18 protein-coding genes and 1 pseudogene are annotated in these 25,110 nt (G+C 69.1%); 8 read left to right on the top strand and 11 right to left on the bottom strand.

Annotated elements, in window-relative coordinates:
• Positions 1-86 precede the first annotated feature (86 nt).
• The 6 genes and pseudogenes from OG766_RS30675 to OG766_RS30650 all read right to left on the bottom strand — a co-directional run bounded on the left by OG766_RS30675 (position 87) and on the right by OG766_RS30650 (position 7,094).
• Positions 87-2,981, bottom strand: a complete 2,895-nt coding sequence (locus tag OG766_RS30675) for a BTAD domain-containing putative transcriptional regulator (protein ID WP_266386334.1) — start codon at positions 2,979-2,981, stop codon at positions 87-89.
• A 185-nt stretch (positions 2,982-3,166) separates the two neighbouring features.
• On the bottom strand, positions 3,167-4,027 hold the full coding sequence (locus OG766_RS30670; protein WP_266386336.1) for a cupin domain-containing protein: 861 nt from the start codon (positions 4,025-4,027) through the stop codon (positions 3,167-3,169).
• Positions 4,028-4,175: 148 nt separating this feature from the next.
• Complete coding sequence (locus OG766_RS30665) at positions 4,176-4,850, bottom strand: 4-hydroxyphenylacetate 3-hydroxylase C-terminal domain-containing protein (RefSeq protein WP_328726695.1); 675 nt, start codon at positions 4,848-4,850, stop codon at positions 4,176-4,178.
• Positions 4,851-4,977: 127 nt separating this feature from the next.
• Positions 4,978-5,706 (bottom strand): annotated as a pseudogene (locus OG766_RS30660) (4-hydroxyphenylacetate 3-hydroxylase N-terminal domain-containing protein); the annotation flags it as partial.
• Between the two features lie 361 nt (positions 5,707-6,067).
• Positions 6,068-6,652 (bottom strand): carboxymuconolactone decarboxylase family protein, encoded by a 585-nt coding sequence (locus OG766_RS30655; RefSeq protein WP_266386340.1) that lies wholly within the window; start codon positions 6,650-6,652, stop codon positions 6,068-6,070.
• Positions 6,653-6,767: 115 nt separating this feature from the next.
• Positions 6,768-7,094, bottom strand: a complete 327-nt coding sequence (locus tag OG766_RS30650) for a hypothetical protein (protein ID WP_266386342.1) — start codon at positions 7,092-7,094, stop codon at positions 6,768-6,770.
• Between the two features lie 263 nt (positions 7,095-7,357).
• Here OG766_RS30650 and OG766_RS30645 point away from each other — a divergent pair, with 263 nt between their 5' ends.
• The 4 genes from OG766_RS30645 to OG766_RS30630 all read left to right on the top strand — a co-directional run bounded on the left by OG766_RS30645 (position 7,358) and on the right by OG766_RS30630 (position 12,814).
• Positions 7,358-8,167: an SDR family NAD(P)-dependent oxidoreductase gene (locus OG766_RS30645; RefSeq protein WP_328726694.1), complete on the top strand. Its 810-nt coding sequence runs from the start codon at positions 7,358-7,360 to the stop codon at positions 8,165-8,167.
• A 118-nt stretch (positions 8,168-8,285) separates the two neighbouring features.
• Positions 8,286-9,845, top strand: coding sequence for a Re/Si-specific NAD(P)(+) transhydrogenase subunit alpha (locus tag OG766_RS30640; protein ID WP_328726693.1), 1,560 nt, complete (start codon positions 8,286-8,288; stop codon positions 9,843-9,845).
• Positions 9,846-9,868: 23 nt separating this feature from the next.
• On the top strand, positions 9,869-11,296 hold the full coding sequence (gene pntB, locus OG766_RS30635) for a Re/Si-specific NAD(P)(+) transhydrogenase subunit beta (RefSeq protein ID WP_266388706.1): 1,428 nt from the start codon (positions 9,869-9,871) through the stop codon (positions 11,294-11,296).
• 96 nt (positions 11,297-11,392) lie between these two features.
• Positions 11,393-12,814: an FAD-binding oxidoreductase gene (locus tag OG766_RS30630; RefSeq protein WP_328726692.1), complete on the top strand. Its 1,422-nt coding sequence runs from the start codon at positions 11,393-11,395 to the stop codon at positions 12,812-12,814.
• A gap of 101 nt (positions 12,815-12,915) precedes the next feature.
• Here the strand turns inward: OG766_RS30630 and OG766_RS30625 are convergent, their stop codons facing one another.
• The 4 genes from OG766_RS30625 to OG766_RS30610 form a co-directional block, all read right to left on the bottom strand.
• Entirely contained in the window at positions 12,916-14,244 is a 1,329-nt protein-coding gene (locus OG766_RS30625; RefSeq protein ID WP_328726691.1) for a hypothetical protein, read from the bottom strand.
• 252 nt (positions 14,245-14,496) lie between these two features.
• The gene (locus tag OG766_RS30620; protein WP_328726690.1) at positions 14,497-15,873 is read right to left on the bottom strand and encodes an NADP-dependent succinic semialdehyde dehydrogenase; all 1,377 of its coding nucleotides are present in this window, start codon (positions 15,871-15,873) and stop codon (positions 14,497-14,499) included.
• A gap of 180 nt (positions 15,874-16,053) precedes the next feature.
• Positions 16,054-16,764 (bottom strand): GntR family transcriptional regulator, encoded by a 711-nt coding sequence (locus tag OG766_RS30615; RefSeq protein ID WP_328726688.1) that lies wholly within the window; start codon positions 16,762-16,764, stop codon positions 16,054-16,056.
• Positions 16,761-17,273, bottom strand: coding sequence for a VOC family protein (locus tag OG766_RS30610; protein WP_328726687.1), 513 nt, complete (start codon positions 17,271-17,273; stop codon positions 16,761-16,763). The genes OG766_RS30615 and OG766_RS30610 overlap by 4 nt, the downstream gene beginning before the upstream one ends.
• 131 nt (positions 17,274-17,404) lie before the next feature.
• On the opposite strand from OG766_RS30610, the gene OG766_RS30605 reads away from it, so the two are divergent.
• The 4 genes from OG766_RS30605 (at position 17,405) to OG766_RS30590 (ending at position 23,517) form a co-directional block, all read left to right on the top strand.
• The gene (locus OG766_RS30605; protein ID WP_328726686.1) at positions 17,405-19,594 is read left to right on the top strand and encodes an alpha-ketoacid dehydrogenase subunit alpha/beta; all 2,190 of its coding nucleotides are present in this window, start codon (positions 17,405-17,407) and stop codon (positions 19,592-19,594) included.
• Positions 19,587-20,924, top strand: coding sequence for a dihydrolipoamide acetyltransferase family protein (locus tag OG766_RS30600; protein ID WP_328726685.1), 1,338 nt, complete (start codon positions 19,587-19,589; stop codon positions 20,922-20,924). Before OG766_RS30605 ends, OG766_RS30600 begins: the two co-directional genes overlap by 8 nt.
• A gap of 251 nt (positions 20,925-21,175) precedes the next feature.
• Positions 21,176-22,006 (top strand): FAD synthetase family protein, encoded by an 831-nt coding sequence (locus OG766_RS30595; protein WP_328726684.1) that lies wholly within the window; start codon positions 21,176-21,178, stop codon positions 22,004-22,006.
• An 89-nt stretch (positions 22,007-22,095) separates the two neighbouring features.
• Positions 22,096-23,517 carry a M24 family metallopeptidase gene (locus OG766_RS30590; protein WP_266386366.1) on the top strand — a complete coding sequence of 474 codons (1,422 nt, stop codon included), beginning with the start codon at positions 22,096-22,098 and terminating at the stop codon, positions 23,515-23,517.
• A gap of 155 nt (positions 23,518-23,672) precedes the next feature.
• Here OG766_RS30590 and OG766_RS30585 read toward each other — a convergent pair whose 3' ends face one another.
• On the bottom strand, positions 23,673-25,019 hold the full coding sequence (locus OG766_RS30585; protein WP_328726683.1) for a M64 family metallopeptidase: 1,347 nt from the start codon (positions 25,017-25,019) through the stop codon (positions 23,673-23,675).
• Positions 25,020-25,110 lie beyond the last annotated feature (91 nt).

Raw genomic sequence — 25,110 nt, 5'->3', positions numbered from 1 at the left:
CCTGTAACGAGACGGCTGAGCATTTCCTGCAACCCGGTGCTCGAGTGTGACTCACCGCGTGTTTACCGAGGCGAAATCGGCCGGCCTTATCGGCGCAGCTGCATGACGAGCCGGCGGACCTCGTCGGACGGCGGCACCCCGAGGTCCCGCATCCGCGCGACGTACTGCTGGTAGAGCGCCAGCACGCCGTCGTCGCTGCCGCTGGCATGCGCAAGCCTGATGGCGAGCTGCCAGGCCTGCTCGCGGTACGGATCCTCACGAAGCACGCTGTCGACCAGCCCCTTCGCCTCGCGATAGCGGTTCATCCGATAGGCGAGCTTGGCCGCGTCGACCCGCGCCGACACGAAGGTCTCGGTCAGGACGACGCGGCGCTCGGTGACCCACTCACCCGAGATCGTCGCGAGATAGGGCCCCCTCTCAGCACTGCTGAGGGCGCGCGACAGGGTCTGGAGACGGATCTCTCCGTCCTGTCTCCCGGCCTGGGCGACGAGATCGACCGCCCGTTGTGCCGACCCCATGGCCAACGCGGGGCCGGCCATGTGGAAGACATCGCCGTCCTGTGCCGGGCCCAGTCCCTCGGGAAGTGCCTCGCGCAGCCGGTACAGCGCCTGCCGCAGATAGCTGCGGCCGGCGGCGTCGTTGCGGCCGCCGAAGAGCGCCCCGAGAAGCTCCTCGCGGGTGGCTCTGCGGTCGGGTGTCCACAGCAGGTAGCTGAGGAGTTCGAGACTCTTCGTCAGCCGTGGCTGAGTCACGTGTCCGTCGACCGTGAGGACCGGCTCGCCGAACTCCTCGAGCACGAGTCGGGGCGTACTCACGTTCACGCGTATCGGATGCTGGCCCGAGAGGGCGGCGAGGATCTCGTGCCAGGGTGACATGCGGCTGGACTTGGTGTCCGCGGCTCTGGCGGCGACCGAGGGCACGTCCGCCAGGGCCGTCAGCAGCAGGTGCTGTGTTCCATGGGTCGAGGCAGCGGCCAGCGCGAGTTCGGCGGTGGCGTCGGACTCCTCTTCGAGGCCGAGCCGCCATTGCGCCTCGGAAAGGTACACGGCAGCCGTCGGGAGTTCGAGATGGCGGTCTCCCTTCTGCATGCTCCGGAGGCATTCCGCGAGATGCTCGTGGCCCTCGGCGTCCCGGTTCTGCAGGAGCATCGACAGACCCGACCACATCTGCCACATCTCCCGTGTCAGCATGTACTCCGAGGCCCCGTTGGCGGCCGCCTCCACCAGTACCCGGTCGGCCCGTTGTGCGTCGCACTCGAGGCGCAGGCACAGTTTGGCCTCGACGAGCAGGCTCAGGTTCCGGTACACCTTCGAGCCGGTCGACGCGATGAGCTCCCTCCCGCGCTCGATGGACGCACGGGCCTCCTCTCCGCGGCCGAGGTCGAGCATGAGATCGACGGCGTCGACGGCATGCAGCCAGACCGGCTGCGACGAGCCACGGCGAGGCTCGAACATCGACATCGCGGCGTCGAGCCGCCCGGTGACGCGCAGCGCGGCAACGACCCACGGGCCGCCGAGTATCGTGCGCCACGGATCGAACGACCCCGGGTCGTCGAGTCCGTCGAGGCGGCCGCGCAGGAAGGCGAGCCGCATCAGCAACCCGTCGAGCGGGCCGGACGGCGTGGCCGAGAACTCGGGGATCGGTGGTGGCTCCTCGCCTGTGGCCAGCGCGATCAACGTGTGTGCGATGAGCCGGTTGCGGCCCGGAGGCAGCTGATCGGCGATGGATCGCGCCTCCTCGATCCTCCCGTGGTGCCAAAGGCACCAGCAGGCCAGGACGCGGGCCTCCTCGAAGTCGGGGGTACTCGGCGCCGGAAGCCAGTCGAGTCCATGGCGATCGACGAGTGTCACTCCGCGATCACACTGCTCGAGTGCGAAGGCGACGCGCAGGATGACCGCGCCCATCTCCGGGGTCAGAGTCCGCACCGAGGCTCCCAGTGCGTCGAGCCACCGTGCCGCCGGCGCGAAGTCCATCCGCGCGACGAGGCTGGGGAGGGCCGCGGCAGCCAGCCGCCCTGCCGCCTCCAGGTCCCCGAGCCGGAGCAACTCGTCGACGGCTTCCTCGTGCGCGCCGCCGGCGATCAGGACCTCTGCGTGCCTGCGACGAAGCGCGGCGAGCGTCGTGACGTCTTCCCGTTCCAGGGCCTCGAGCAGAAAGTCGCGGAACACCGGGTGCGGCGTCATGCGAGAACCGCCCGGGGACCACGTCACCGGAAGATGCCGCGCACGCAGGCCCGCCATGACCTGCGCGGCGTTCTCCTGGCCCAGGGCCCGGGCACCTTCGACCGAGACCTCTCCCAGCAGACTGGTGTGCAGGAGGAACGTTCTCTCGGTCAGGGTGAGCGAGTTGAAGACGTTCGCCGCGACATAGGACCGCAGCAGGTCGGGATCCAGCCCGCGAGACTGTGTATGGCGCCAGCCCTCGAACAGGACTCCGGTGACCCAGCCCCCCGTCGCCGCCACCGCCTGAGCGGGGTGCACGTCGACGTGACCGACGGTTCGCAGCGCGGCGGCGGCTTCCTGTGCGTCGAAGGAGAGGTCGCTCTCGACCAGTTCACCCACCCGGTCACGCTCGCTCGTCGAGCCCGTGTCGAGGCGGATGTCATCGCGTGAGACGAGCACCAGGTTCACACCGGACGGCAGGTAGCGGGCGAAGGACGACAGCACCGAGATGCAGGCCTCGTCGGGGGCGATCCGTTCCACGTTGTCGCACACGAGGACGAGCCGGCTCCCCTGGAGGCTCTCCGCCAGCAGTCCGGCCGCCTCACCGATGTGAAGACTGCTGCTCAGGGCATCGGACGCCACGTCGGCCGCGCTGGGGACAACGCCCTCGACAGCCGCCTCGAGGTAGACGAGCAGGCGCCCCGCCGCCTGCTCCGTACCGTCGAGTGACAGCCAGGCGACAGGCCTGTCGAGGTCGCGCACAGCCAGGGCCACCGCCGTTGTCTTGCCGGCCCCGGCTGTCGCGAAGACATTCACCACGGTGTGACGGTCGAGCAACCCCCTCAACCGTTGACTGAGCCTCTCGCGAACGACGATGTCCTTCGCCGGCTCCGGCATGGCCAGCTTCCGCCTGATGATGACGCGATGCTGTCGACCCGGCGCCTTCGAGCCGCTTGGTCGATCGGGTTCGGAGTCACCCATCGATCGTCACGCCTCCGTGATCCTCAGTGCTCCTCGGGGAGCTTACGCCAGTCGTCCGGGAAGAAGAACCCGTCCGAAGTGGGAGGAATCGGCGACTGCACCTCGATCCAGCGCGCGGGCTCGTTTCGCTCGTTGACGAACCCGTGTGTGCCGTTGGTGCCCGCCCACACCAGGTCACCCGTCTCGACGACCTCGTCGTTGCCGTCGAGTGTTCCTCGCATCCCGCCGGATGTGAAGTAGTAGATCTCCTCGAACGGGTGGTAGTGGACCTTCGCCGCCTGGCCCGGGCCGGACTTCGGCGCGATCTCGCACACGAAGACCGTGTGATGCTGTGCCCCCAGGAGCTGGTCGACCATCATCCTGAGGCTGATGTTCTTGACGTTGGGGCCGTGGTAACCGGGCATCGACAGCTGCGCGTACGGGGCCATGTCCGAGTCCTCGAAGTGCCCGACGAAGCGGTGCCGGGGGTCCGTCTCCGACGGACGGCCGAGGTTCTCACCCGCAGCGGGCTTGGCGGCGATGCTGTTACGGGCACCGTCGAACGTCGGCGGCTTCGGTGCGCGCACGCCGAGCCACGTCAGTCCCTCATCGCCCGCAGACAGCGCATGGGCGAGGCCCACGGGCGCCACACCGTAGTCGCCGGAACCCAGTTCGTAGCGCAGACCGGCAAGGGAGGCTTCGCCGTTTCCGCCCGTGATGAACCACGACTCCTCGAACGGGCAGCGGGCCCAGCCCGTCGTCGCCCCGGGAGCCAGCTCGTACAAGCTCACCTCCAGGTGCGCGGCACCCTGCTCGTGCCCGACCAGGAGCGCCTGCCGAAGACCGGGCACGCCCTCGACGTCGAAGAACTTCCGATCCGCCGCACGTGCGATGTAGTAAGCCATGTCAACCTCTCCGTCCATACGCGAAGGAGCCGGGCCGGCGTCCCTCGCCCAGTCGCTGTTTCCCTCATCGGGCCCCTGCCCAGGGGATGCCGAGGACGGCGGTTCGCGGCCGGCACCGGCCGCGAACCGCCCGTGCTCGGTCGCCGGCTCAGCGGACCCGTGAGCCCTCGAGCCGCACGCCGTCGAGGCGGCGGGCGTATTCGGCCTGCTCGGTGTAGGCCGTCACCTCGGGAGCCTCGGGCTTCTCAAGGCCGCAGATCTTCCGGGCGAGTTCGGTGAGCGGGCCGGTGGGTGACAGCTCCGAGCGCTTCATCGTGAGCATCCGGGTGGCGAGCATCGGAGTCCCGTTGAACTGCTCGAAGGTGCTGATCCGGTCGCCGAAGTCGGACAGGAAGAGGTCACGGATGACGCGCGAGATGCGCAGGCGGTCGTAGGGCTCGCCGACCGCACCGGCCTGCAGCGGTGCGAGCCAGTCGTGGAGCTCGGGGTTGTTCCACTGCTCCTCGGTGGGGAACAGCAGCGAGGCACGACCGGCGAGGTCGATCACCTCGTGCCTCATCTCCGCGTACCTCTCCAGGTAGTACGACCGGCCGAAGTCGAAGAGCAGGACGTTCGGCTTGTAGAGCCCCGACGGCGAGATGAATCCTTCCGCCTCGGACGCGATCACGTGGGCTCGTAGCGTCTGGTAGAACTCGACGAGACGCGCAAGGCGCGCCTGGACCGGCGGAAGCTGGTACGTGCCGAGGTGCTCGGTCATCAGCATCGCGACGCCGGCCATGAGCTCGGCCCGGACCATCGTCCGGATGAGCGCCTCGTAGTGCACCCAGTCGAAGATGCGCTGCGGGTACAGCGAAGCGTGCTCGGGACTTCCGACGTGGAATACGCGCTCCCCACGGAATGAACACGTTGTCGAAGATGACGGTGCATTCGAGCTCGTCACCGGCCGAAGCGATCGGGTGGTTATCGACGTCGTCACGCACCGTCGCCTCACGGGAAACCATCGTGACGCCCGGATCGTTGGCCGGACAGGCGCCGTAGAGGACCTGTTCGCTCTCGATTCCCGGGCGGTAGAAGACGCCGATGTGAATGTAGTCGGCGAACGGCGTTCCGGTGCTCACGGCTTTGACACCGTTGACCACGATGCCGTCGTCGCGCGTCTCCACGACACGCAGCGCGGTCTTGGCCGCGTGCTGCCTGGACCGGTCGATCTGAGGGTCGATGAAGGCGAAGGCGCAGTTGAGGTCGCCCTCCTTCACCAGATCCAGGAACTTCCGGATGCCCACGGTCAGGTCACGCCCGCCCGTTCCCACGGACTGGTCGCTCCAGGGCTGCGGGTCCTCTTCGTAGGTGACCAGACCGTAGTTGTTCGCGCACGGGGTCCGGCCGGACGATCCGCCGTCGAGCTCCCTGACCACGGTCTCCAGGTACACACGCTTGCGCCGCAGCCCCTCGGCGTCCCCGTGCTTGAACCACATCATCGAACGACGCACCCCGTCGTCATCGACGAAGGTCATGACGTCCTGCAACTCGGGCTCGTGGTGCAGGTCGTAGAACTTCGCCATACGCTTGGCCTGCGCCCTGGTCAGCGGGTGGGTCGTGACGTCGTCGATCCGTTCACCTCCGACCCAGACAACGCGCCCGTCCCTGAGAGACTCCAGGTACTGCTCGCCAGTTCGCATCAAGTGCCACCTCTCCACTTCACCCAGGTACCGTCGTGCACGCACTTTTCCAGTCCGGATCGTCGGTCAATTCCCCATCGATAGAACCTCGCTGGGAAGCTGCCGCGAATCCGTTCATGAACTTACTCTCGAGGCGTTAGAAGCCGGGAAATCAGCGTCGCGATCCACTGACCATTCGGAATGCTCGATCGGAATGCTCGAAAGCGCATCCTGCCCAGAAGTGGGGGACTCGTTCAGCCGTTGGTTCCTTCGACGTTAGCCACGAGATGTTAGTGGGGTGTTAATCGTGGCTTTTCTCGTCCGGGCACGGCGTGAGGCCGGCCGGACTCCTGTCCGGCCGGCCTCGGCGCGCTGCGCGGTTTCAGAGCTGGGCATCCACCGGTGCGGGCGGCGCCGGCATGTCCAGCTCGAAGGCCATGACCCGGTGGAAGCGTGACAAGGCGTTCCACATGCTGATGCACATGACCAGCTCGGTCAGCTGTGCCGCGTCGAACACCCGCTGCACGTCGTCGCGGACGCTCGCCGAGACACCGGTGAGGCCCTTGTCCGCGGGGACGGCCGGAAGGGCGACCGTCATCTCCTCGGCCAGCCGAAGTGCCAGCTGCTCCTGCTCGGTGAAGCCTGCGAGCGCCCCGGTGGCAACGGCCGCGAGCTCGTCGACCTCCACCCCCTTGGCCATCGCCGACGTGCAGCGGTGACTCGCGGTGTAGCGGCAGTGGTTGAGCACGGCGACGCGTACGGCGACCAGGTCCTTCAGGCGCCCGTCCAACGCGCCCGGGCCGTTGAGCCGCCCGAGGAAGGGGAGGTACGTGGCGAGCAGGCCGGGACTGTTGCCGATGGCCCCCCAGGTGTTCAGGACTTCGCCGTAGGCCTTCACCCCCTGCGCGACAGCGGGTTGGTCGGCCGATGAGAACTGATCGGACGTGAGGATCGGCACCAGCGACATGAGAATCACCTTTCGACGGATCCTGCCTGGAAGCGGCAGAGCTCGGGTTGAGGAGGAGACGGCACGCTCAGAGGGCCGCGGGGCCGCGTGAGCCCGGCACGGTCCGCCGGAGACCTCAGGGAGTGGCCGCGTCTGCGGGCGAGGTCCGGCGGCGCGGTGAAGCACCGGATCTCCGCAGGCCGATCGCGATCCCCATCGTCGCGTTGAGCCACGGCACCAGGAAGGTCAGGGCGACGCGCGAGGCGAGCGCCCAGGTGAACGGGCCGTCCCGGACCTGCGCGTACAGGTTGACCATGAACAGAATCGACCCGACCGCCAGAGCGGCCACGATCGTCTGCGTCAGTGACCTGCCCCGTACGGCACCGCGCAGCGCCACGCTCCAGGCGACGGGAGGAGCCTCCGTTCGCGGGTCCTGCTCGAGCCGGCTCCTGGTGTCCCTCAACGCTCCGGCCTCACACCACCATCGTTCGTGCCACGTCGCCCGTGGGGTGCCTCGAGGCAGCAGACCTCCATCACCCACCCCTCCTTCACCCTCGGAACAGGCTGAGCGCAGGCCAGTGTGCGCCTCCCACCGTTAACCCTCGGGAAGGTGTGAGGTGGCCCGACTGCCCAGGTGTGAACGCTCCGTTAACCGCGCTTGCAGGGCCTCGGCTCGTCGGATCCACTCGGCAGCAAGCAATTGACCGCTGACTGGAGGGGCCGAACATGGCTGCAGGTTGGAACTTGGAGGGCCGCACGGCCTTCGTGACCGGTGGTAGTCGAGGCATGGGTTTCGCCATCGCACAGGCGCTGCTCGAGCGTGGTGCCAAGGTGGCGATCGCGGCCCGGGACGAGGCGGCGGTCAAGGCCGCGGCCGGTCGTCTCACCGAGGGATCCGGGGCGGAGAACGTGCTCCCCGTCGTCGCGGACGTCACCGACGCGGATTCCGTCAACGGCGCTCTGGCAGAGGTGCACGCCTGGCACGGCGCCCTCGACATCCTCGTGAACAACGCGGGGCCGCAGCTCACGCCCTCCCCGCTCGAGAACGTCGACGAGAAGAACATCGCTTCCGCCTTCGACACGAAGCTGATCGGCTACCTTCGCGTCTCGCAGGCCGCGCTGCCCCTCCTGAGCCGGACCGGCAGCGGCAGCATCGTCAACGTCGTCGGCGCGACCGCACACGCGTTGATTCCCAACACCGGTGCCACGGCCATCGTGAACGCGGGCGCGGTCGCGCTCACGAGCTACCTGGCGGCCGAGGCGGCTCCCCGCAACATCCGGGTCAACGCGATCTCCCCCGGAATGACGACGACCGAGGGCTGGCTCACCAAGACCGAGGCCATGGGCAAGCAGCAGGGCAAGAGCGCTGAGGAGGTCCGGGCCGGCATGGTTCAGGGGCTCGGCATCCGCCTCGGCCGCTGGGCCGAGCCCGCCGAGGTCGCCGCCGCCGCGGCGTTCCTGGCGTCCGACGACGCCTCCTACGTGACCGGTCAGGTGCTGCGCGTCGACGGCGGGCTGTCGAAGCCCGTCGCCTGATCGCGGACTCCCGGGCAGGCGCCATCCAATGCCGCAGTCGCCTTGGATGGCGCTCCCGGTGTGCCCACGTGGGCATCCGCCGAATGCCCGGGAACATCGACACCCTGGAGTGTGGGGAATGCTGATCGGAATCGTGAGCGAAGCCCGCCGTGGCGAGACGCGCGTTGCCGCGACTCCCACCACGGTGGTCCAGCTGGTGAAGCTGGGGTACGACGTCGTGGTGGAGCCGGGTGCCGGAGAGTTGTCGAGCTTCCCGGACGAGGCGTACGTCGGGGCCGGCGCGAGGGCCGGTGACCCGCTTGCGGCGGACATCGTGTTCGGGGTGAACGCCCTCTCGCAGGAGCAGTTGGACGGGCTGAAGCCGGGTGCGACGGTCCTGGGCCTCATGAGCCCGGCGTGGAACCCCGCGCTGGTGGAGGACCTGGCGAAGCGGCCGATCACGGCGCTGGCGATGGACGCGGTGCCACGTATCTCGCGGGCGCAGTCGTTGGACGTGCTGTCGTCGATGGCGAACATCGCGGGCTACCGCGCGGTGGTGGAGGCCGCTCATGCCTTCGGCCGGTTCTTCACCGGTCAGGTGACCGCCGCGGGCAAGGTGCCGCCGGCCAAGGTGCTGGTCTGTGGTGCGGGGGTGGCGGGTCTGGCCGCGATCGGTGCGGCAGGAAGCCTGGGTGCCGTCGTGTACGCCACGGATCCGCGGCCGGAAGTCGCCGACCAGGTCAGGTCGCTGGGCGGCGAGTACCTCTCGGTCGAGGCCGGCGATGCCGACGAGGTGGCGGTGTCGGCGACGGGTTACGCCAAGGAGATGTCGCAGGACTACAACGCCCGCGCGGCCCGGTTGTACATGGACCGGATGCCGGAGACGGACATCGTGATCACGACCGCGCTGATCCCGGGCAGGCCGGCGCCGACACTGATCACCGCCGAGATGGTGGCGTCGATGAGATCGGGCAGCGTGATCGTGGACCTGGCCGCCGCGAACGGCGGCAACGTCGAGGGCACGGTCAGGGACGAGGCCGTGGTCACGGCCAACGGTGTGACGATCATCGGCTACACCGACCTGCCCGGACGCTTGCCCACGCAGGCGTCCCAGTTGTACGGCACCAACCTGGTCAACCTGATGAAGCTGATGACCCCGGACAAGGACGGCCGGCTGGTGCTGGACTTCGACGACGTCGTGCAGCGGTCGATGACCGTCGTACACGACGGCGAGTTGACCTGGCCGCCGCCGCCGGTCCAGGTGTCCGCCGCCCCGGCGGCCGCTTCCTCCCCCGCACCCTCCGAGGCGCGGCCGGTCGGCTCCCGGGCCGAGCCACCGGTGTCGGCCCGGCGGCCGTTCGCCATGGCCGGAGTCGGCGCCACGGTGTTGTTCCTGCTCGCGGCCCTCTCCCCGTCCGCCCTGCAAGGACACTTGACGGTGTTCGCGCTGGCGATCGTGATCGGCTACTACGTGATCGGTCAGGTGCATCACGCCCTGCACACGCCTCTGATGAGCGTGACCAACGCGATCTCGGGAATCATCGTGGTCGGCGCCCTGCTGCAGATCGGGCACGGCGAGACCCCGAACGGCGACGTGGTCACGGTGCTGTCGACGATCGCGATCCTGCTGGCCTCCGTCAACATCTTCGGTGGCTTCGCCGTGACCCGCCGGATGCTCTCCATGTTCTCGAGAAGCTGAGGGGCCCGGTCATGTCTGAACTGATGACTGTCGAGACAGCAGCGGCGGCTGCCTACATCGTCGCCGCGCTGCTCTTCATCCTGGCGCTGGCCGGACTTTCCCGTCACGAGACCGCCAAGGCCGGCAAGTCCTTCGGCATCGGCGGCATGGTGGTGGCCCTGGCCGCGACGAGTGCGCTGGCGATCCACCATGACATCTCCGGAGTCGGTCTGGCGCTGATGATCGGCGCCATGGCGATCGGAGCCGCGGCCGGGCTGTGGCGGGCGCGCGTGGTGGAGATGACCGGGATGCCCGAGCTGATCGCGTTGCTGCACTCCTTCGTGGGGCTGGCCGCGGTGCTCGTGGGCTGGAACGGCTACCTCCACGTCGAGGCCACCCTGAACGGCACGGTCAGTGCCGAGGCCAAGGTGCTCGAGGTCCAGGAACTGCTCGGGATCCATTCCGCCGAGGTGTTCATCGGCGTCTTCATCGGCGCGGTCACCTTCACCGGTTCGATCGTGGCGTTCCTCAAGCTCTCGGGACGGATCTCGTCGTCGCCGCTGATGCTCCCCGGCAGGAACCACCTCAACCTCGGTGCCCTGGCCGCGTTCACGGTGCTGACGACGTGGTTCGTGATCGCCCCGGCGCTGTGGCTGCTGGTCGCGGTCACGATCACGGCGCTGGTCCTGGGTGCGCACCTGGTCGCCTCGATCGGCGGCGGTGACATGCCGGTCGTGGTCTCGATGCTGAACTCGTACTCCGGCTGGGCGGCCGCGGCGTCGGGATTCCTGCTGGAGAACGACCTGCTGATCATCACCGGCGCCCTGGTCGGCTCCTCGGGCGCCTATCTGTCCTCCGTCATGTGCAAGGCGATGAACCGTTCCTTCATCTCCGTGATCGCCGGCGGGTTCGGCATCGAGGCCGGCCCGGCCGACGACAAGGACTACGGCGAGCACCGCGAGATCACCGCCGAGGGCGTCGCCGAGCTCCTCGGGTCGGCCGACTCGGTGATCATCACCCCCGGATACGGCATGGCCGTGGCCCAGGCCCAGTACGGCGTCGCCGAGCTGACCCGCACGCTCAGGGACCGGGACGTCGACGTGCGCTTCGGCATCCACCCGGTCGCGGGCCGGCTGCCGGGCCACATGAACGTCCTGCTCGCCGAGGCCAGGGTCCCCTACGACATCGTGCTGGAGATGGACGAGATCAACGACGACTTCGACCGCACCACCGTCGTCCTCGTCATCGGCGCCAACGACACCGTCAACCCCGCCGCCACCGAGGACCCGGACTCACCGATCGCCGGCATGCCCGTCCTCCAGGTCTGGAACGCCGAGAACGTCATCGTCTTCAAACGCTCCATGGCCTCCGGATACGCCGGCGTGCAGAACCCGCTCTTCTACCGCGAGAACTCCGCCATGCTCTTCGGCGACGCCAAGGACCGCGTCGAAGACATCCTCCGGGTCCTCTGACACGAGCCGTGCCGAAGGCACCGGCGACAGGCAGTGGTTTCCCGACAGGCCGTGGTTTCCCGTTCGCCTTGTCCGTTCCTGACACTGGAGGCCCCCATGGGCGTGTCCACAGAACCCCGCACCCACTCCGGCTTCCCCACCGGCTTCCGCGGCGCGGTGTTGCGGCCCGGCGACCTGCGGTACGACGCCACGCGCGCGCTCTACCAGGGCCGTGCCGCCGACGAGGGCCCCGCGCTGATCGCGCAGTGCGTCGACGAGAAGGACGTCGCGACCGCCCTGCGTTACGCCTCCGCGCACGCCGTCCCGGTGGCCGTACGCAGCGGCGGACACGGTTCCGACGGCTATGCGATGCCCGGTGGCGCGCTGGTCGTCGATCTCTCGGCGATGCGGGCGGTCACCGTCGACCCGGAGACCCGGGTGGTACGGGCCCAACCCGGCGTCAGGCTGGGCGAGATGGACGCCGCCGCACAGCGGCACGGCCTGGCCGTCCCCGCCGGTACGGTCAGCAACACCGGCGTCGCCGGGCTGACCCTGGGCGGCGGCATCGGCTTTCTGATGCGCCGCCACGGCGCCACCGTCGACAACCTGCTGGCCTGCGACATGATCACCGTGGACGGCCGCAAGGTCCGCGCCGACGAGAGCGAGAACCCCGAGCTGTTCTGGGCGCTGCGCGGCGGGGGCGGCAACTTCGGGGTCGTCACCTCGTTCGAGTACCGCGCGCACCGGGTCGGCCCCGACGTCGTCGCAGGGCAGCTGATCTTCCCGTTCGACCAGGCCGCCGACATCCTCCGCAGGCTTCCGGCGCACCTGGCCACAGCCCCGCGGGAACTGGGCCTGCTCGTCGCGATCGCTCCCGCTCCCCCGCTGCCGACGCTGCCCGAGGAGGTGCACGGGAGGCCCGTGCTCGTTCTCGTCGTGGTCCACACCGGTGAGCCCGCCTCGGCCCATGAGGTCGTCGAGCCGCTCGCCGCGCTCGGCCGACCGCTTGCCGACCTGGTGGGGAAGACCACGTGGGTCCGGGCGAACAGCATGCTCGACGCCGTCGCCCCCTACGGCATGCGCATGAACCTGCGGGGTGGGTATCTGCCGGCCCTGTCCGCCGACGCCGTCGACGTGCTGCTGGCGAGCGTTGCCGCCGCGCCCTCGAACCCGGGCGCCTTCTGCACGATCAACCTCTCGTTCATGGGCGGCGCGATCTCCGAGGATGTCGACGAGGACGCCATGGCCTTCTCCCGTGAGGGAGCCGCCTGGCTGTGGGAAGCCATCAGCAAGTGGGACGCGCCCGCGTACGACGCACAGTACGACCAGTGGGCGACGGCCCTCACCGAGGCGATGCGGCCGCACGCCCTGACGAACGGCTACGCCAACCTCACCGACGACCTGGGCGAGGAGTGGCGACGCGGAGTGCACGGCAGTGAGGCCAAGCACCGGCGGCTGCGTTCGGTCAAGGCCGCCTGGGACCCTCACAACCTGCTCCGCTTCAACAAGAACATCGCCCCTGAGGCCCATGCCCTGTAGGCGGTGCGGATGCGCCGCACCTCCCCCAGGGCATGGGCGGACTCCTGCCCCGCCATGGGGAGGGCCCCACAGATGTGGGCGTGGGCTTTCCGGTGTGGTCGTCAGCCGACGCAGCCGGGTACGGGAGTGGCGCTCCCCGTGCAGTTGGTGGGGGTGTTGTCGGTGATGCGGGTCTGGCCGTTGACCGTGACGGTGCCGCTGTTGTGGATGCCGCCTGCGGGTGCGTTGGCGACGTTGCGGGCCACCTCGACGTCGGTGAGCGTCAGGGTGTTGACGTTGATGATGCCGGCGCCGCGGGTAATGCGTGCCCGGTTCTCGTTGACCTGACTGCGGCTCATGGTGATGTTGCCCTGGATCACCACAATGCCGCCACCGAGATCGGCGGTGTTCTTGTTGACCTTGCTGTCGTCGACCACCACCTGGCTCTGGGCCTGAATCCCGCCTGCCTGCCTGGCGGTGTTCTCGCTGACGGAGCTGTGCCGAAGATGTACGGAACCGCCGGTAGAGGCCAGGCCGCCGGCGATGTTGGTGGCGGTGTTGTGCCGGATGGTGCTCTTGACGATGTCCACCACCCCGCCTGCGACATAGATGCCGCCGACGTCCGAGGTGGCGGTGTTGTGCTCGATCACGCTCGCGCTGACCGTCGCGGATACTCCCTCGACGAAGAGGCCGCCGCCCCCGGCCGCGGTGTTGTGGCTCAGCTTGGATGCGGTGAGGTTCAGCTCGCCGTTCTGGCTGCTGATGGCGCCGCCGCTGCCGGCTGCGGCGGAGTTCTCGCTGAGAGTGCTGGCGCGGACGTCGGCGGTGCCCAGGTTCTGGACGGCGCCGCCGTTCGCGGCGGTGTTGTTGGTGAGGCTGACGCAGTGCAGGGTGAGGCTGCGGTCGTCGTCGACGAAGACGGCGCCTCCACGGTCGGCGGTGCTGCCGCCCCGGACGGTCAGGCCCGAGCCGTTCCGGCAGGCCCGGTCACGGTCGTCGCGGTCGGCGCCGGTGAGGAGCGCGTCGGCGGTGTTCCAGGGGTCACGGTGGTCGCCGGGGCGGCGGCCTTGGTTCGTGCCGTCGAGGGTGAGGGCGCCCGCGGGGCCGGTGACCTCGAAGATGCGGAACGCGGGTGCGGCGGCGGAGCGTTCGATGACCGTGTTCTTGCCGGCCCTGAGGGTGATGGGGGCGGTGATGAGGGGGAGGCCGTTCGCGCCGTGGAGCCCGGTGTTGTCCACTGTGGTGAGTGTGTAGGTGCATCTGCGGGCCAGCTGGACGGTGCCGCCTCCGGCGGTGTTGGCGGCGTGGATGGCGTTCTTGAGGGCCTCGGTGTCGCAGGCGATGGCACGGTCGGGTCCGGTGGGGTCGGCCTGAGCGGGGGTGACGGTCAGGATGACCAGGCCCAGGGCCAGGGCGGCGCAGGCATCGCCGGCGCTCGGTACGAGTTTCACGGTGTCTCCAGAGGCTGGGGCTGACGGGCACCGTAAGCGCCACCCGCCCGGCCCCGTCGTCGACACCCCCTGGCCATGGCCGGTGCCACACTGTTGCCGCAGCACCCTGGCACTGGGCCGGCCCGGCGAGTGCGGCCTGGTCGGACGACACCGACGAACGTGCCCGCGCCGTCGGGACCGTGCGCGACGGGCGACGGGCGACGGGCGACGGCGGAGCCCGTCACGCCTGTCCGAGGAAACCGACGGTTCGCGTCAGCTCTTCCAGATCGTCTTGAGGTTGCAGAACTCCCGGATGCCTTCCGCGGCGAGCTCGCGCCCGATACCGGAGTCCTTCACGCCGCCGAAAGGCAGCTCGGGGTAGGAGACGCTCATGCCGTTGACGAAGACGGCACCGGCCTGAAGGCGGGTGATCAGGAACCGCTCCTCGACCGGGTCGGTGGTCCACACCGACGAGCTGAGGCCGAAGGGCGTGTCATTGGCGAGCGCCGCGGCCTGCTCGATGTCGTCGACCCGGTGAACCACGGCCAGCGGACCGAAAGCCTCCTCCCGGTACACCCGCATCTCGGTGGTGACCTCCTCCAGCACCGCCGGCTCGAAGAACCACCCCTCGGTACCGACCGCGGAGCCACCGCACCGCAGGACGGCACCTTTCGCGACGGCGTCGTCGACCAGTTCGCCCAGCTCGCGCCAACCGGACTCCGTGGCGATCGGCCCGATCTCGGTTGCCTCGTCGAGCGGGTCGCCGATGGTCAGCGCCTTCGTGCCCGCGACAAAGGCCTCGACGAACTCCTCGTACACCTCCGCGTGGACGATGAACCGCTTGGCCGCGATGCATGACTGGCCGTTGTTGATCGTACGAGCGGTCACGGCGGTGCGGGCGGCCGCGCGAACATCGGCGGAAGGCAGCACGACGAACGGGTCGGAGCCGCCCAGCTCCAGCACGACCTTCTTCACCTCGGAGCCCGCGACGGCGGCGATCGACCGCCCGGCCGGCTCGGAACCGGTCAGTGTCACGGCGGCGACGCGCCGGTCCCGCAGGACTGCTTCGACGTCGGTTGCTCCGATGAGGAGCGACTGGAACGACCCGGCGGGGAAGCCCGCCCGTTCGAAGAGCGTGTCGAGGTACAGCGCGGACTGCGGCACGTTCGACGCGTGCTTGAGCAGGCCGACGTTGCCGGCCATCAGCGCGGGCGCGGCGAAGCGGATCACCTGCCACATCGGGTAGTTCCACGGCATCACGGCCAGAACGACGCCGAGCGGCTCGTACGAGGTGTAGGCGGCCGAGGCATTGACCGCGCTCGGGTCGGCGAGCGGCTGGTCGGCCAACAGGGTTTCGGCGTTGTCGGCGTAGAACCGCATCGCGTGCGCGCACTTGAGGACCTCGGTGCGGGCCTGGGCGATCGGCTTGCCCATCTCGGTCGTGAGCATGCGCGCCGTCGAGGCTGCCTCGGCCTCGACCAGGTTCGCCGCCGCCCGCATCCACCGGGCGCGCGTGTCGAAGTCGGTGGCACGGAGCGAGGCGGCCGCGGCCTCCGCTCGCGTCAGGCGCTGGTCGACCTGTTCCTTCGTGAGTGAGGGGAACTCTTCGACGAGTTCACCGGTGGCGGGGTTGACGGTAGCGATGGGCACGGAGCTCTCCTCCTGACACGGACATTCAATGAACCACGATTGGATCCATCGTAGGCTTCCCAAGAGGGGTACACCAGGGAAGTGTGAGGCAACTGCCATACGTGGAAACAGAGTTGGATACATGCCGCGCGTTGCAGGCCATCAGAGAACCGTGCGCGACGCGTGCGAGATCCGGACTGCTCAGACGGTTCCCGGCTTCCCGCCCGCGTCATCGCCGTCGACGAAAAGCTCGGGGTGGGCCGTGAGTTCGACCCTGGTGCGGCGGATGTGCCCCGCGAGATACCGCTCGCAGTCCTCAGGGTCGCGGCGCCGCACGGCGTCGAGGATCAGCCGGTGTTCGGCGTTGACGATCGTCGCCCGGTCGGGGTCCGCGAGAACCATGAACGCACGGCGATAGTGCTGCGTGGCGTTCCAGAGCCGCTCCGTCGTGGCCAGCAGGTGGCCGCTGGGGCAACCCGAATAGGTCGTCATGTGGAAGTCGCGGTCCAGGAGAAGGAACCGATTGACGTCGCTCTGGCTCTCGATCTCCTCCTGGATGCGCTCCAGACGGGTGAGGTGATCATCGGTGAGACGGGAGAGGCTCTCGGTCAGCGTCAGCGGCTCGAGCCGCTCGCGCATCCGGTAGTACGTGTTCACGTCGTCGAGACTGAGCACGGGAATCCGCGCCCCTCGGTTGGGGAACGACTCGGTGAGACCCTCGGACTCCAGAATCCGCAGCGCTTCACGGACCGGAATGCGGCTCGCGCCGAGGCGCGCCGCGAGTTCGTCCTGGCGCAGCCAGGTGCCGGGCGACAGATCGCCGGCGAGGATCTCGTCACGGAGGATGCCGGCGATGCGCTGACTCCTGACACTGTCCGACCCGCGCGGATCGCGAGCGTGCGCAGGACTCAAGAGCGGTCACCTCTGAACTCTGACGGGTCGCGGTCGTAGGCCTTACCGCCAGGATAGGACACCAGCTCGAACTGCATTCCCCAAGGTGAGAGGAAGTAGACCCACCGCTGCCCCTGCGACGGCCCGGCACTGACGGTCGGCTCCCCCAGCACCGGAACGCCCCTCGCCCTCAGGAACGACACGGCCTCGTCCAGGTCCTCGACATACAGCGCGACATGGTGACCGCCGACGTCACTGTTGCGCGGGACCACCGTCCGCTGCTCAACCGCCTGGTACTCGAAGACCTCGAACACCGCCTGCTCACCGCACCGGTAGAAGCGCAGTTGACGCATGACGGTGCGCGCGTCCACGTTCAAGTGCTCCGGCATCCAGTCGCCCGCCGAGCCGAACGGGCCGAGCGAGTACAGGTACTCACAGCCCAGGACGTCCACGAGCCACGCATGAGCCTGGTCCAGGTCCGGCACCGTGAATCCGATGTGATCGAGGCGCATCAGGCCGGGCAGAGTCACGATCTTCCTCCTTTGGATCCAAAGTAGCGCCATCGTGGCACTTCCCGCGCCCGATGTCGAGCAGAGTCTTGTGATTGGATCCAATCGCATGGCAGGGTCGGTGTCCTCCGGTCGACTGAAGGGGGCACCCGATGCCTGCCGAAAACCCACTCCACGCACATGCCGCGTGGTCGGAGTTCGTCGTCACCCAGGAGGACTGGGACGCCGCGGCTCCGGACCTCCTGACGGGAATGTTCAGCCAACTGGTGCTGATCCGGGCCTTCGAGGAGTACGTCCTGGAGCTCGCCGCGGACGGCCTCATCCACGGCCCCGCGCATTCCAGCATCGGCCAGGAGGGCGGCGCGGTCGGTGCGTGCTTCGCCCTGACGTCGCAGGACACCGTGAACGGATCGCACCGTGGCCATCACCAGTTCCTCGCCAAGGTCCTCGCCCATCTGCATCCGAAGGGCATCGACCCGACGCAGCCGTTCCCCGAGGACGTGCGGGCCGTGCTCCTGCGCAGCCTGCGCGAGATCTGCGGACTGGACCGGGGCTTCAGCCACGGCCGGGGCGGCAGCATGCACCTTCAGTGGCACGAGGCCGGCGCCATCGGAACCAACGCGATCGTCGGTGGCGGTGTACCGCTCGCGGCCGGATCCGCATGGGCGCACAAGGGGGCCGGCACCGACGCGGTGACCTTTACGTTCTTCGGCGACGGTGCGATCAACATCGGATCCACGCTGGAGAGCCTCAATCTCGCGGCGGCGTGGTCGCTTCCCTTGTGTTTCTTCGTCGAGAACAACCTGTACGCCGTCTCCACCCACGTCAGCGAAGCCACCGCGGAACCACGGCTGTCCGGCCGCGGCCCGGGCTTCGGCATCCGGAGCTGGAAGGTCGACGGCATGGATCCACTGGCCGTGCACCTCGTGACACAACAGGCTCTCGCGCACATGCGCGGCGGCAGCGGTCCGACGGTGATCGAAGCCGATGTGTACCGCTACTTCCACCAGAACGGCCCCTTTCCCGGCTCGGCGTTCCGGTACCGCACCAAGGAGGAGGAAGCGCAGTGGCGCGCCCGCGACCCGATCGACACCATGGTGGGACATCTGGTGCGACGCAGAATCCTCACCAAGAAGGCGGCCGCGGAGACGATCAAGCGCGCGGGGGCCCTGGTGTCCGGGCTCGGCGACGTCCTCCTGGAACCGCGGCCCGGCGGCAAGCCCGGTGAGCGCCGCATCGTCCCCTCGGAGTGGCCGGACCCGGCATTCGTCGACGAAGGCGTACGGGGCGACCTGTCGGAGCTGACCGGGATCGAGTTCACCGACGCCGGGGACTTCGCCGAAGCCCTGACCGACGTGACGTTCATCGGCGCCGTCGCCGGCGTGATGGGGCGCCGTCTGGAGTCCGATCCCCGCGTCGTGGTGATGGGCGAGGACGTGCACAAACTCAACGGCGGTACCAATGGCGCCACCCGCGGCCTGAGTGAGGCGTTCCCCGACCGTGTGATCGGGACCCCGATCTCGGAGAACGCGTTCGCCGGCCTCGGCGGCGGACTGGCTCTGGACGGCCGCTTCCGCCCGATCGTCGAGTTCATGTACGCCGACTTCATGTGGGTGGCGGCAGACCAGTTGTTCAACCAGATCGGAAAGGCCCGCCACATGTTCGGAGGTGAGGGCAGAGTGCCGTTCGTCCTGCGCAGCAAGGTCGCCACCGGTACCGGCTACGGATCACAACACTCGATGGACCCCGCGGGCATCTTCGCGACGGCCCCCGGGTGGCGAATAGTCGCACCGTCGACGCCGTTCGACTACGTCGGCCTGATGAACACGGCCCTGGCCTGTGACGACCCGGTCGTGGTTCTCGAGCACGTGGACCTGTACAACTCGACCGGCCCCGGGCTGCCGGAGAACTACGACCACTACCTTCCCGTCGGCAAGGCCGCCGTACGCCGTGAGGGATCGGCCCTGACGATCCTCACCTATCTGGCGATGACGCCGGCCGTTCTGGCCGCCGTGGAGCAGACGGGAGTGGACGTCGAGGTCATCGACCTGCGCTGGCTGGACCGGGCCAGCCTGGACTGGGACACGATCACCCGGTCGGTGAGGAAGACCAACAACGTGCTCATCGCCGAACAGGGCGCCATCGGCACCTCCTACGGCGGCTGGCTCGCGGACGAGATCCAGCGCCGGCTGTTCGACTGGCTCGACGCCCCGATCGAGCGCGTCACGGGTGGCGAGGCGTCGCCGAGCATCAGCAAGGTGCTGGAGCGCGCCGCGTTCGCCTCCACGGAGGAAGTCGTCGTGAAGCTCCGCGAGCTCTTTGAGGAGCGCACCAATGGCTGAGACCCTGCGCATGCCCGAGGTCGCCGCCAACACCGCGGAGGCGCTCCTGGCGTCCTGGAACGTCGGCTTGAACACCCCTTACGCGGCCGGAGATCCGATCGTCACGGTGGAGACCGAGAAAGCCGTGGTCGAGGTGGAGGCCGAGAAGGACGGCGTCCTCCTGCGCCTCCTGGTGGAAGCGGGCACGACCGTGACGGTGGGTACACCGATCGCCGTCTGGGGGGCGGCGGACGAGCCGGCGTCCGAGGTGGACGCCCTGGTGGCGTCGCTGGGTACGGGAGCGGCGCCGGCCACGGCCTCCTCCGCCTCCGTCACCGCCTCCGCGTCGGCGCCGCAGGAACGCGCGACGCCGGCGGGCACGAACGCTCCGGCGCCCACCGAGGCCGCGCGGGACGGGAGCGAGCGCGTCTTCGCGAGCCCGCTGGCACGTCGTCTCGCGCGAGCGTCGGGAATCGATCTCCGTGCTGTGGTGGGGACCGGCCCCCACGGACGCATCCGGCGGTCCGACGTCGAAGCGGCCGTCGTCAGGTCGGCGGGGCCGGGGGAAACACTGCCGGAGGGCACCACGCCGGCGATCCCCTCAACAGGTGTGGCATCAACAGGGGTGCCGTCAACAGGGGTCCCGTCAGCAGGGGCTCCGGCGGCCGGGGCGCGATTCGTGGACGTACCCAACTCGCGGATGCGGGGGGCCATCGCCCGCCGGCTGACGGAGAGCAAGCAGAACACACCGCACTTCTATCTGCGCGCCGGCGCACGCGTCGACGCCTTGCTGGAGCTGCGTCAGCAGATCAACGCCGGGCAGGGCGTGAAGGTGTCGATCAACGACCTGCTCGTCAAGGCGATCGCCTCGGCGCACGTCAGCGTTCCCGCGATGAACGTGCAGTGGAACGACACCTCGATCCGGCACTTCTCGGGCGTCGACATCGCCGTGGCCGTCGCCACCGACGGCGGGCTGGTCACCCCGGTGGTCCGCGACGTGGGCTCGCTGTCGATGAGCGCCGTCGCCACGGCGACGAAGGACCTGATCGCCCGTGCGAAGGAGCGCCGGCTCCGGCAGGACGAACTGGAAGGCGGCACGATCTCGATCACCAACCTCGGGATGTACGGCACCGAGGACTTCGCGGCGATCATCAACCCGCCACAGGCAGCGATCCTGGCCGTCGGCGCGGTGCGGCAAGAGGCGGTCGTCGACGACGGTGCGATCGGCATCGCGTCCGTTCTGCGTCTGACCCTCGCCGTCGATCACCGGTCGGTGGACGGCGCCACCGCGGCCCAGTGGATGACGGCGTTGGTGGAGGTGCTCGAGCACCCGCTGCGCATCCTGCTGTGAGGAGAGCCGCGATCCCGCGAAGCGGCGCCGCACCCGGCCTCTCCCGGCCGGGTGCAGGGCACGAGCCACCAGGAGCCCGTGCGCCATGGGCGCCACGGTGGCCGAGCCTTGCCGGCGCCGAGGGCACGCGTGGTTGACGCGGGATTCACAGGCGGACCGCCCGGCCACCTCTCGCTTTCGCGGCGACTAACGGTGCGCGTCGCACACTGGCCTTCGCTCAGCCTGCTCACCGGGTGAAGGAGGGACGGGCGATGGAGGTCTTCAGTCTCGAGGCTCCCCCTGAGGGACGGGCCGGCGGTGGCCGCCGCCACACCGGTGGGACGCGCTCGCGCGCCAGAGTGGCGATCGGCACGTTCGACGGCGTTCACGTCGGTCACCGTCAGGTCCTCCACGGGTGCGACACCGTGCTCACCTTCGACCCGCACCCGCTGCAGGTGCTCGAACCACGCCGGGTGCCGAGCCTGCTCAGCGATCGCCGGCGAAAGCTGCACAAGCTCGCCGCCCTGGGGGTGCGGCGCGTGGCGATCGTCCCGTTCGACCGGGCCTGGTCGCGCGTCTCCGCCGAGGACTTCGTCGAAGGTGTCGTTGTCGACCGGCTCGGTGCCGGGTTCGTCAGTGTCGGCCAGGGCTTTCGGTTCGGTGCCCGGGGCGTGGGGACGACCAGCACGTTCGATCGGTTTCCCGAGCTGAGCACCCGGGTCGTCCCGCTTGTCACACGGGGCCCGGAAGATGAGCCGGTCTCATCGACGCGGATCCGCAGGCTGATCCTCGACGGAGACCTCGAAGCTGCCGCCGACCTGCTCGGAGCCTTCCTCACCCTTCCGGCAGCCGTCGGCGACGAGGGCCGGTTACTGATCCCGGCCCCGTTCGTGCGCCCCGCACCCGGTTTCTATCTCGGGTGCGTGGACGGTCACCCGTGCCGGCTTCGCGTGTGCCGGGACCGCACGGTCGCCGTCCTGGGCACGGCCGCCGTCCTGGGCACGGTGCGGACCGGCGCCGAAGTCGACGTGACGTTCGTGAAGCGGGCCTCCTGGGCAGAACCGGCGTTCCGCTTCCCCACTCCACTCACGGATGTGCAGTAGCACTTCACACTCGTCGCGCGCCCTGCCGAGTACAAGGCGGCGCGCGCGGTTCCACCACCTGTAACTGTCCGCTTGGCAAAGGACTTGTGATGGCGATTCCTACGTTTGGGCCGAACGCGGTTGACTGGGAGACCCGTGTCGACATGAGCAGGCTCCGCGAAGAGCGGCTGGCTCGTCTGCGCGCGTCGTTGGAACAGTCCGACGTCGGCGCCGTCCTGGCCTTCGACTTCTCCAACATCCGCTACATGACGTCGACCCATATCGGCACCTGGGCGATCGACAAGATGATCCGGTTCTCGCTGCTCGTCAGGGGAGGCGAGCCGATCGTCTGGGACTTCGGTTCCGCCGCCAAGCACCACCAGCTGTACAACCCGTGGCTGGACTACTCGAAGGCCCACTCCGACGGTGATCCGCACGGGGCCCACCACGGGGCCGATGCCCGCAACCCGAGCGGCGCCCGCGCCGGTATATCCACGCTGCGCGGCGCGATCAACCCTCTGGTCGGCATGGGCGACTCCGTCGCCCGGAAGATCAAGCACGAGCTCGAGATCCACGGTCTCCTGGGCGAACCGCTCGGCGTCGACGTCATCGAGCTCCCGGTCCTGATGGCGCTGCAGAACGCGGGCATCACCGTGGTCGACGGCCAGCAGGTGTTCCTGGAGGCCCGGCGCATCAAGACGCGTGACGAGATCAGTCTGCTCACTCACGCGTGCTCGATGGTCGATGCCGCCTACGAGAACCTCTACGAGTTCCTCCGGCCGGGTGTGCGCGAGAACGAGTGTGTCGGTGTGGTGGCCAAGACGCTCTACGACCTCGGCTCGGAGTTCGTCGAAGGCGTCAACGCGATCTCCGGGGAGCGGTGCGCACCGCACCCCCACGTCTTCTCGGACCGCATCGTGCGGCCCGGGGATCCGGCGTTCTTCGACATCCTGCACAGCTACAACGGCTACCGCACCTGCTACTACCGTACGTTCGCCGTCGGCAGCGCCTCTTCCGCTCAACGCGACGCGTACACGCGCTGCCGTGAGTACATGGACGAAGCGATCAGCCTGGTCCGGCCCGGAGCCACGACGGCCGACATCGTGTCGGTGTGGCCGACGGCGCAGGAGTTCGGGTTCCCCGACGAGGAAGCGGCCTTCGCGCTTCAGTACGGCCATGGTGTCGGGTTGTCGATCTGGGAGAAGCCGGTGTTCTCCAGGCTCGTGTCCCTGGATCACCCCGAGGTGATCGAGGAAGGCATGGTCTTCGCGCTGGAGACCTACTGGCCGTCACAGGACGGCTGGGGCGCGGCCAGGATCGAGGAGGAGCTCGTGGTGACCGCGGACGGGTGCGAGGTGATCACCAAGTTCCCCGCGGAGGAGCTGCTCGTCGCCGGCCGGCGCTACTTCACCGTCTCGGGACCGTTGCCTGCCGAGCGCGACTCGCAGTCGCACCTGAACACGGCTGCCGGGACCCGGTCCGGCCGTCGGGACGACTCACCGGGCAGCCGCGACGCCCTGTCCGCCGGTTGACGTCGGCCGCACCCGATGTCGGCAGAGCCAGGTATCGGCAGAGCCCGCTGTCGGCAGAGCCCGCTGTCGGCAGAGCCGGTGGTGCGGCGGTCGGGCTCGTCGCCCGACCGCCGCACCCGCCCCGACTACGGCACGGGGCCGGCCTCCGCTCCGTGTCAGAGCCGGACGTTCCAGCCGACCGTGGACTTCAGCGCCTTCGCGATCTCCGGGTCGCGTACCGCGGCCGTACGGTTCTCGACGGTGACCGACAGCTTGTGCGTGCGCCGGTCGAGCAGCAACAGGACCAGGTCCGTGACCCGCACCCGGGTGTGGCCCGCGAGCGGCTTCAGCTCCCTGCCGTCCAGGTACCAGCGGACCTTCAGCCGGTGGCGCTCCGAGCCCGTGAGCCGCGGCACGGACACCCGCGCCGTGTCCCGCAGACGCAGCAGGCGCTCGGTGGGCGTGACCGCGGTGGCGAGCCGCGCGTGGCGGTGGAAGCCGGCGATCATCGCCTCGACGCCGGGCAGGTTGAACGGTTTGTCCAGGGAGCGCATCAGGGAGTTGTCGGTGGGCCGGTGCAGCCCGGTGACGTAGTAGCCCCCGCCCTCGTACGCGCCCACCACCCCGCCGTCGGGCGACGCCTCCCCCAGCCAGCGGTGCCACTTGGCGCGCTGCGCGGCCATGTCCCCGGCGGTCAGCACGGAGATGTTGGAGTCGCCGGGCTCGGGCCCGGTGTACTGCTCGTATCCCGGGTAGTCGGGGTAGAAGTACTCGTCGGCCAGTTTGCCCAGCGAGTGGCCGGTCTCGTGGATGGCGACCTGACCGGACTTCTCGTTGCCCGCCGAGGCGGTCGAGATGCCCTCGTAGCCCAGGGTCTCGCTCGGCTCGTTGTACCCCGCGCCGCCGTACTTGGCGCTGTTGGCGAGCACGACCACCAGGTCGGCCTCCGGCGCCTTCGCGACGTAGCCGTCGACCTTCGCCTGGTCGACGCACAGCAGCCGTTCGATGTCGTCGCACCAGAAGTAGGAGCCCAGGGCCGTGTCCCGTACGGCGTCGGGTCCCGGATCGCCCGAAACACCGGTCTGGTTCGACACGGCGTCGACCGTCCAGACGTTGAAGAGGCTCTGGTACGTCGTGTACGGCTCGACGCCGGCCAGTTCGGCCCACATCTCCTTCGCGTCGATGTGGAACCGGTCGAGTTCGCCGGCCGTGTAGCCGTCGCCGACGACCACGATGTCCAGACGGTCGCCGGTGGAGCCGTTGTCCAGCAGTTTGGTGACGGCGCCGTCCGCGGACTGTTCGGCCGCCGAGAGTCTCGGGGAGGGCCGGTCCCGCCCGTCCCGCGGGACCCGCGTGTGGCCCGACCCGGCGGCGTCGCCGCGCTCCGGGCCCGGGATCTCCACCTCGACCCCCGGGCCGGTGGACACCGCCGGATCGGCGGCGGCGCCGGGCGCGGTCAGGACCGCGGTGAGAACAGCGGCAGCGCCGGCGGTCGCCATGCCCCTGCGCCATGCTGAGCGCATGTAAGCCTCCCCCTGAGACGGAAGTTAAGTCTCTGAACAACCGTATTTAACGGAGTGCTTAAACTAGGCGTGGCGGGGTGGCTGCGCAATG

The sequence above is a fragment of the Streptomyces sp. NBC_00259 genome, assembly GCF_036181745.1.
In the GTDB taxonomy this organism is placed as follows: domain Bacteria; phylum Actinomycetota; class Actinomycetes; order Streptomycetales; family Streptomycetaceae; genus Streptomyces; species Streptomyces pratisoli.
The sequence above is the reverse complement of the archived record's forward strand: the minus strand, read 5'-3'. Positions and strand labels throughout refer to the sequence as shown.

What these genes read in the sequence shown, in the direction of transcription:
- OG766_RS30670 (WP_266386336.1), bottom strand. Translation starts at nt 4,027, where the DNA reads ATGGCTTACTACATCGCACGTGCGGCGGATCGGAAGTTCTTCGACGTC.
- OG766_RS30630 (WP_328726692.1), top strand. Translation starts at nt 11,393, where the DNA reads ATGGGCGTGTCCACAGAACCCCGCACCCACTCCGGCTTCCCCACCGGC.
- pntB (WP_266388706.1), top strand. Translation starts at nt 9,869, where the DNA reads ATGACTGTCGAGACAGCAGCGGCGGCTGCCTACATCGTCGCCGCGCTG.
- OG766_RS30605 (WP_328726686.1), top strand. Translation starts at nt 17,405, where the DNA reads ATGCCTGCCGAAAACCCACTCCACGCACATGCCGCGTGGTCGGAGTTC.
- OG766_RS30595 (WP_328726684.1), top strand. Translation starts at nt 21,176, where the DNA reads ATGGAGGTCTTCAGTCTCGAGGCTCCCCCTGAGGGACGGGCCGGCGGT.
- OG766_RS30645 (WP_328726694.1), top strand. Translation starts at nt 7,358, where the DNA reads ATGGCTGCAGGTTGGAACTTGGAGGGCCGCACGGCCTTCGTGACCGGT.
- OG766_RS30590 (WP_266386366.1), top strand. Translation starts at nt 22,096, where the DNA reads ATGGCGATTCCTACGTTTGGGCCGAACGCGGTTGACTGGGAGACCCGT.
- OG766_RS30585 (WP_328726683.1), bottom strand. Translation starts at nt 25,019, where the DNA reads ATGCGCTCAGCATGGCGCAGGGGCATGGCGACCGCCGGCGCTGCCGCT.
- OG766_RS30655 (WP_266386340.1), bottom strand. Translation starts at nt 6,652, where the DNA reads ATGTCGCTGGTGCCGATCCTCACGTCCGATCAGTTCTCATCGGCCGAC.
- OG766_RS30600 (WP_328726685.1), top strand. Translation starts at nt 19,587, where the DNA reads ATGGCTGAGACCCTGCGCATGCCCGAGGTCGCCGCCAACACCGCGGAG.
- OG766_RS30640 (WP_328726693.1), top strand. Translation starts at nt 8,286, where the DNA reads ATGCTGATCGGAATCGTGAGCGAAGCCCGCCGTGGCGAGACGCGCGTT.